Here is a 6,676-nt window from a genome sequence, read left to right on the forward strand (position 1 = left end):
GCAGCGCCCTGACCGCGCGGTCCGAGCAGCAGGCTCACCCGGCCGTCTTGCTCCGAGAGCAGCAGCTCGACGCGGGTGCGCCCCAGATCGATCGCGGCGAGCCGGACCGGTTCCGCCGCGGCGGCCGGCCAGCCGTCTGAGCGGACGCGGTCGAGCACGAGGGAGGCGAGAGAACGATCCGCCGCAGCGTGCGGGAAGCGGGAGGAGGCCCGGTCGTTCATGGGATGGTTCATCGCCTCGCCTCACCTCTCGTTCATGAGGCGAAGCTAGGCTCGCGCAGGGACCCAGGACATTGAACGGAGCGTTGCCGCCGGTCCTACCTTGGTCCCCCGCTCTCATACCTTCGTTTAAGGTCCGGTCGTGTGGCGGCGCCCTGCTCCGCCTCTGTCACGGAAGCGTCTCGCGTTCGAGCGGGGCGAGCTGCGTCACCTCTTCCCCGCGATGCATCCGGACGCTGATGCGGAACGAATTGCCGATTCTCTCGGAGCGGTCCGCCCAGAACGCCGCCACCGCGGGCGGGCAGAGCTCCTCGACCGTGCGCCGGAACAGCGCCAGCCAACGCTGAAAATGGGCGTCTTCAAGAGCGGGCAGCATCAGGTGCTTGCGCAGCGGCCGGCCTTCGTAGCGGCGGGATCCGAGCAGCATCGAGCTCCAGAAATCAACGATCGTGTCCAGATGGGCGCCCCACCGCTCGTCGGGCACCGCGTCCTTGAAGACCGGGCCGATGACGGGATCCTGGCGCGCCTCCGCGTAGAAGCGATCGACCACCGCCCGGATCATCTTTTCGTCAAGACCGTCGGCCGAAAGCCCCGTCCTGGGAGACGTGAGCGGGACCGGGCGGGCGGTGTCAGCCAAGGGACGCCTCATCAATTCGCATCGACGCCTGAGAAATGGTCAAGCTGAGCTGGTCTCCCGGCGGCCATGTTGCAAGCGGGTCATCGACCGTTCGAGCCGAGAAGCGAGCCGGCTCTTCGATTGGAGCCGAGCCGGCGGATCGACTTGTGGCATGCCAGACGGATGGCCAGCGGCCTCGATCCCTGCTAAACGTTAGAGCAGTTGAAAACTGCTGCGCCAGATAGAGACGCGGGTGAAAAGGACCGAGGCACGATTGTGCGGCGCTTCGCAGCGTGGTCGGTGATCCCAGGTCTGTGTGGTGATGCTTGGAGAACCGCTCCCGATGGGCGATCCGCGAACTTCGGTAGATTGGCCGGCCGTCATCTGCGACGCGTACGCTGCAGAGGCGCGCCCGCCATTGACTGAGCAACTCATCGCGCAGATCCGCGAAGAGCTGGCTCAGGCGCTCTCCGGGGCCTCCGACCAGGCGGCGCATGACCCGCTGGAGCGGGCGAACGAAGCGCTCGACGCGTTTGAGGTAGCCCTGCGTTCCGTGGTGGGACCCCGGGTCGAGAGTCTCGACGAGCAGGCGGGCGTCGCGATCATGAAGCATCGCTCCGAGGCGGACCGGCCTCTGAGAGCGTTTGGCGGCCAATAATTCCCTACGACCGGGCCCGCGAGTCCGCTAGAACCGTGCGTCTCTAGAACCAGCGAATGTGCGATGAGTCAGGCTAACGATCAGAACGTTCAACGTTTCTCGCATCCCGGCCGTGGCAGAAACGCCGCTCGTCCGGTGCCGAAGGGGCGTCAGGTCGAACCCCGCGCCAAGGTCGAGATCGAGTCGCTGCTCGGCGACCGCTCGCGCCAGCGCGACCTGCTCATCGAGCACCTGCATCTGATCCAGGACACTTATGGCCAGATCAGCGCGGCGCATCTGGCGGCGCTGGCGGACGAGATGCGGCTGGCTTTCGCCGAGGTCTACGAGACCGCGACCTTCTACGCTCATTTCGACGTCGTCCGCGAGGGCGAGGCCGACATCCCGCAACTGACCGTGCGGGTCTGCGACAGCATCACTTGCGCGATGTTCGGCGCGGAGAAGCTGCTGGAGACGCTGCAGGCGGAGCTCAAGGGCGACGTCCGGGTCGTGCGCGCGCCGTGCGTCGGCCTGTGCGACCATGCGCCCGCGGTGGAAGTGGGGCACAATTTCCTGCACCGGGCGACGCCCGAGAGCGTCGCGGCCGCGGTGGCTGCCGGCGACACGCACGCGCATGTCCCGGACTATGTCGACTACGACGCCTATGTCCGCGACGGCGGCTATGCGACGCTTAGCCGGCTGCGTAGCGGCGAGCTTTCGGTCGACGACGTCCTCAAGGTTCTGGACGATGGCGGGCTGCGCGGCCTCGGCGGCGCGGGCTTCCCGACGGGCCGCAAATGGCGATCGGTGCGCGGCGAGCCCGGACCGCGCCTGATGGCGGTGAACGGCGACGAGGGCGAGCCCGGGACCTTCAAGGACCAGCTCTACCTCAACACCGATCCGCACCGGTTCCTCGAAGGCACGCTGATCGGCGCGCATGTCGTCGAGGCGACGGACGTCTACATCTACCTTCGCGACGAATACCCGATCTCGCGCGAGATCCTGACGCGCGAGATCGCGAAACTTCCTGCCGGCGGGCCTGTCATCCATCTGCGGCGGGGCGCGGGCGCCTATATCTGCGGGGAGGAATCCTCGCTGATCGAGTCGCTCGAGGGCAAGCGCGGGCTGCCGCGCCACAAGCCGCCCTTCCCGTTCCAGGTCGGCCTGTTCGGCCGCCCGACCCTCATCAACAACATCGAGACGCTGTTCTGGGTCCGCGACCTGATCGAGCGCGGCGCGGAGTGGTGGAAGAGCCATGGCCGCAACGATCGCGTGGGTCTGCGTTCCTATTCGGTCTCCGGCCGCGTGAAGGAGCCGGGCGTCAAGCTTGCGCCATCAGGGCTCACGATCCAGGAGCTGATCGACGAGTATTGCGGCGGCATGGCCGACGGCCACGTCTTCTCCGCCTACCTTCCGGGCGGCGCCTCGGGCGGCATCCTGCCGGCTTCGATGAACGACATCCCGCTCGATTTCGGCACGCTGGAAAAATACGGCTGCTTCATCGGATCGGCGGCCGTGGTGGTTCTTTCGGACCAGGACGATGTTCGTGGAGCCGCTTTGAACCTGATGCGTTTCTTCGAGGACGAGTCCTGCGGTCAGTGCACGCCGTGCCGCTCGGGCACGCAGAAGGCGCGGGTGCTGATGGAGCAGGGCGTCTGGGACACCGAGCTGCTGAGCGAGCTGTCGCAATGCATGCGGGACGCCTCCATCTGCGGGCTGGGCCAGGCGGCCTCGAACCCGCTGACGAGCGTGATCCGGTTCTTCCCGGACCTGTTCCCGGCGCCGCGATCGATCGCGGCCGAGTGAACGGACAAGCCGACAACGCCGCTTCTCGCGGCTCTGACCTATTTCCGACGCCAGGTGTTGGAGCGGAATCATGAACGACGACAGCCATAAGAGCAGCGACGAAGTCGGTTCCCCCAAGGCGGAGTTCCGCGCGCCCGGCGTGCAGGACGCCGGCGGCCAGGCCTCGGGCGATCGTCCCGGCGCCGGCGGAGCCTATTCGGTAGGCGCGAAGTCCGGCGGCCAGGCGTCGCCCGGACCGAGCGGCCTCGACGGGATCAAGAAGGACGCGGCCGCTCCCGGCGTCGTCTTCGAGCTCGACGGGCAGCAGGTCGAGGCGCAGCCGGGCGAGACCATCTGGTCCGTGGCGAAGCGCCTCGGCACGCACATCCCGCATCTCTGCCACAAGCCGGAGCCGGGCTATCGGCCCGACGGCAACTGCCGCGCCTGCATGGTGGAGATCGAGGGCGAGCGCGTCCTGGCGGCCTCCTGCAAGCGGACCCCCGGCGTCGGCATGAAGGTGAAGACCGCCACCGAGCGCGCCACCAAGGCCCGCGCCATGGTGATCGAGCTCCTGGTCGCCGATCAGCCCGAGCGCGAGACCTCCCACGACCCGACCTCGCATTTCTGGTCGCAGGCCGACTTCGTCAACGTCGATCAGAGCCGTTTTCCGGCCGCCGAGCGGTGGTCGAGCGACATCAGCCACCCGGCGATGAGCGTCAATCTCGACGCATGCATCCAGTGCAATCTCTGCGTCCGCGCGTGCCGCGAGGTCCAGGTCAACGACGTCATCGGCATGGCCTACCGCTCGGCCGGCACCAAGGTGGTGTTCGACTTCGACGATCCGATGGGCGGCTCGACCTGCGTCGCCTGCGGCGAGTGCGTGCAGGCGTGCCCGACCGGCGCCCTCATGCCGTCCGCCTATCTGGACGCCAACCAGACCCGCACCGTCTATCCCGACCGCGAGGTCGACTCGCTCTGCCCCTATTGCGGCGTCGGCTGCCAGGTCTCCTACAAGGTCAAGGACGAGAAGATCGTCTACGCGGAGGGCCGCGAAGGCCCCGCGAACCTCAACCGCCTCTGCGTGAAGGGGCGCTTCGGCTTCGACTACATCCACCATCCGCACCGGCTGACCGCGCCGCTGATCCGGCTCGACAACGTGCCGAAGGACGCCAACGACGAGGTCGATCCCGCGAACCCGTGGACGCACTTCCGTGAAGCGACCTGGGAGGAGGCGCTCGACCGCGCGGCCGGCGGCCTGAAGGCGATCCGCGATCGTCATGGCCCCAAGGCGCTGGCGGGCTTCGGTTCGGCGAAGGGCTCGAACGAAGAGGCCTACCTGTTCCAGAAGCTGGTGCGGCTCGGCTTCGGCTCGAACAATGTCGACCACTGCACGCGCCTCTGCCACGCCTCCTCGGTCGCGGCCCTGATGGAGGGGCTCAACTCCGGCGCCGTCTCGGCGCCGTTCTCGGCGGCGCTCGACGCCGAGGTGATCATCATCATCGGCGCCAATCCGACGGTGAACCACCCCGTCGCGGCGACCTTCATCAAGAACGCGGTGAAGGAGCGCGGCGCGAAGCTGATCGTGATGGATCCGCGCCGCCAGGCGCTGTCGCGCCACGCCTACAAGCACCTGGCGTTCCGGCCGGGCTCCGACGTCGCGATGCTCAACGCGATGCTCAACGTCATCGTGACGGAGAAGCTCTACGACGAGCAGTACATCGCCGGCTACACGGAGAACTTCGAGGAGCTGAAGGCGAAGATCGTCGACTTCACGCCCGAGAAGATGGCGAGCGTCTGCGGGATCGACGCCGAGACCCTGCGCGAGGTCGCCCGACTCTACGCTCGCTCCCGCGCTTCGATCATCTTCTGGGGCATGGGCGTCAGCCAGCACGTGCACGGCACGGACAATTCGCGCTGCCTGATCGCGCTGGCGCTGACGACCGGCCAGATCGGCCGGCCGGGCACGGGGCTTCATCCGCTCCGCGGCCAGAACAACGTGCAGGGCGCTTCCGACGCTGGCCTGATCCCGATGGTCTATCCGGACTATCAGAACGTGGAGAAGGCGGCCGTCCGCGAACTGTTCGAGGAGTTCTGGGGTCAGAAGCTCGACCCGCAGAAGGGCCTGACCGTGGTGGAGATCATGCGGGCGATCCACGCCGGCGAGATCAAGGGCATGTTCGTCGAGGGCGAGAACCCCGCGATGTCGGACCCGGACCTCAACCACGCCCGGCACGCGCTCGCGATGCTCGACCATCTCGTGGTGCAGGACCTGTTCCTGACCGAGACGGCGTTCCACGCCGATGTGGTGCTGCCCGCTTCCGCTTTCGCCGAGAAGGCCGGCAGCTTCACCAACACCGACCGGCGCGTGCAGATCGCCCGGCCGGTGATCTCTCCGCCCGGCGACGCCCGGCAGGACTGGTGGATCATCCAGGAGCTCGCCAGGCGGCTCGGCCTCGACTGGAACTACACTGGCCCGGCCGACATCTTCGCCGAGATGGCGCAGGTCATGCCGTCGCTCAACAACATCACCTGGGAGCGGCTGGAGCGCGAGGGCGCGGTCACCTATCCGGTGGACAGCCCGGATGAGCCCGGCAACGAGATCATCTTCTACGCCGGCTTCCCGACCGAGAGCGGGCGGGCAAAGATCGTCCCGGCGCACATCGTGCCGCCGGACGAGGTGCCGGACGCCGAGTTCCCGATGGTACTTTCCACCGGGCGCGTTCTGGAGCACTGGCACACTGGGTCGATGACCCGTCGCGCGGGCGTTCTCGACGCGCTGGAGCCGGAGGCTGTCGCCTTCCTGGCGCCGAAGGAGCTCTATCGCCTCGGCCTCGAGCCCGGCCAGACCATGCGTCTGGAGACCCGCCGCGGCGCGGTGGAGCTCAAGGTCCGCTCCGACCGCGACGTGCCCGTCGGGATGGTGTTCATGCCGTTCTGCTACGCGGAGGCGGCGGCCAACCTGCTGACGAACCCGGCTCTCGACCCGATGGGCAAGATCCCGGAGTTCAAGTTCTGCGCGGCGCGGGTGACGCCTGTGGGGCCGGCCGTGATGGCCGCCGAGTAGCGGCGTCCGCCATACAAGGAAAAAGGCGGGAGCCTCTCAGGCGTCCCGCCTTTCTTTTGTCTGCGGACCAGGCGGGACGAAGCCGTCCGTTGGGCTGGCGGCCTCGCCGGCGGCTGACGACGCAAACCCGAAACCGGCCTCAGCGGGCCGCAAAAAACTTCAGATCGAGCGCGCCAAGAGCCAGCAGAGTGCTCGGCATGGTCACGCCTGCGCGTCGCATGCTCTGGACGGAGGCGCGGCAAGCTGCGGGATCACCCGTTGCGATCGCGGCCTCGGCCTGCGCGACGGCTTCCGCACTGGGCTTGGTCGGAGGCCCTGAAGGATCTTGGCGTCGAGCACCGGAGAGGCGCGGTCCACCT

5 protein-coding genes are annotated in these 6,676 nt (G+C 67.8%); 3 read left to right on the top strand and 2 right to left on the bottom strand.

The window, feature by feature from the left end:
* Both ACIKT0_RS10920 and ACIKT0_RS10925 read right to left on the bottom strand, forming a co-directional pair.
* On the bottom strand, positions 1-233 hold a 233-nt coding region (locus tag ACIKT0_RS10920), incomplete at its 3' end, for a hypothetical protein (protein ID WP_407105372.1).
* Positions 234-387: 154 nt separating this feature from the next.
* Positions 388-855: a group III truncated hemoglobin gene (locus ACIKT0_RS10925; protein ID WP_407105373.1), complete on the bottom strand. Its 468-nt coding sequence runs from the start codon at positions 853-855 to the stop codon at positions 388-390.
* A gap of 322 nt (positions 856-1,177) precedes the next feature.
* On the opposite strand from ACIKT0_RS10925, the gene ACIKT0_RS10930 reads away from it, so the two are divergent.
* The 3 genes from ACIKT0_RS10930 (at position 1,178) to fdhF (ending at position 6,317) form a co-directional block, all read left to right on the top strand.
* Positions 1,178-1,492 carry a hypothetical protein gene (locus ACIKT0_RS10930; RefSeq protein ID WP_407105374.1) on the top strand — a complete coding sequence of 105 codons (315 nt, stop codon included), beginning with the start codon at positions 1,178-1,180 and terminating at the stop codon, positions 1,490-1,492.
* Positions 1,493-1,555: 63 nt separating this feature from the next.
* Positions 1,556-3,274: an NAD(P)H-dependent oxidoreductase subunit E gene (locus ACIKT0_RS10935; RefSeq protein ID WP_407105375.1), complete on the top strand. Its 1,719-nt coding sequence runs from the start codon at positions 1,556-1,558 to the stop codon at positions 3,272-3,274.
* A 70-nt stretch (positions 3,275-3,344) separates the two neighbouring features.
* On the top strand, positions 3,345-6,317 hold the full coding sequence (gene fdhF, locus ACIKT0_RS10940) for a formate dehydrogenase subunit alpha (RefSeq protein ID WP_407105376.1): 2,973 nt from the start codon (positions 3,345-3,347) through the stop codon (positions 6,315-6,317).
* The last annotated feature ends 359 nt before the right edge of the window (positions 6,318-6,676 follow it).

The organism is Hansschlegelia beijingensis, from assembly GCF_045505405.1.
GTDB classification, from domain to species: domain Bacteria; phylum Pseudomonadota; class Alphaproteobacteria; order Rhizobiales; family Methylopilaceae; genus Methylopila; species Methylopila beijingensis_A.

Bases quoted from the DNA above. Each gene is read 5' to 3' on its own strand.
- fdhF (WP_407105376.1), top strand. From the start codon at position 3,345: ATGAACGACGACAGCCATAAGAGCAGCGACGAAGTCGGTTCCCCCAAG.
- ACIKT0_RS10930 (WP_407105374.1), top strand. From the start codon at position 1,178: ATGGGCGATCCGCGAACTTCGGTAGATTGGCCGGCCGTCATCTGCGAC.
- ACIKT0_RS10935 (WP_407105375.1), top strand. From the start codon at position 1,556: ATGAGTCAGGCTAACGATCAGAACGTTCAACGTTTCTCGCATCCCGGC.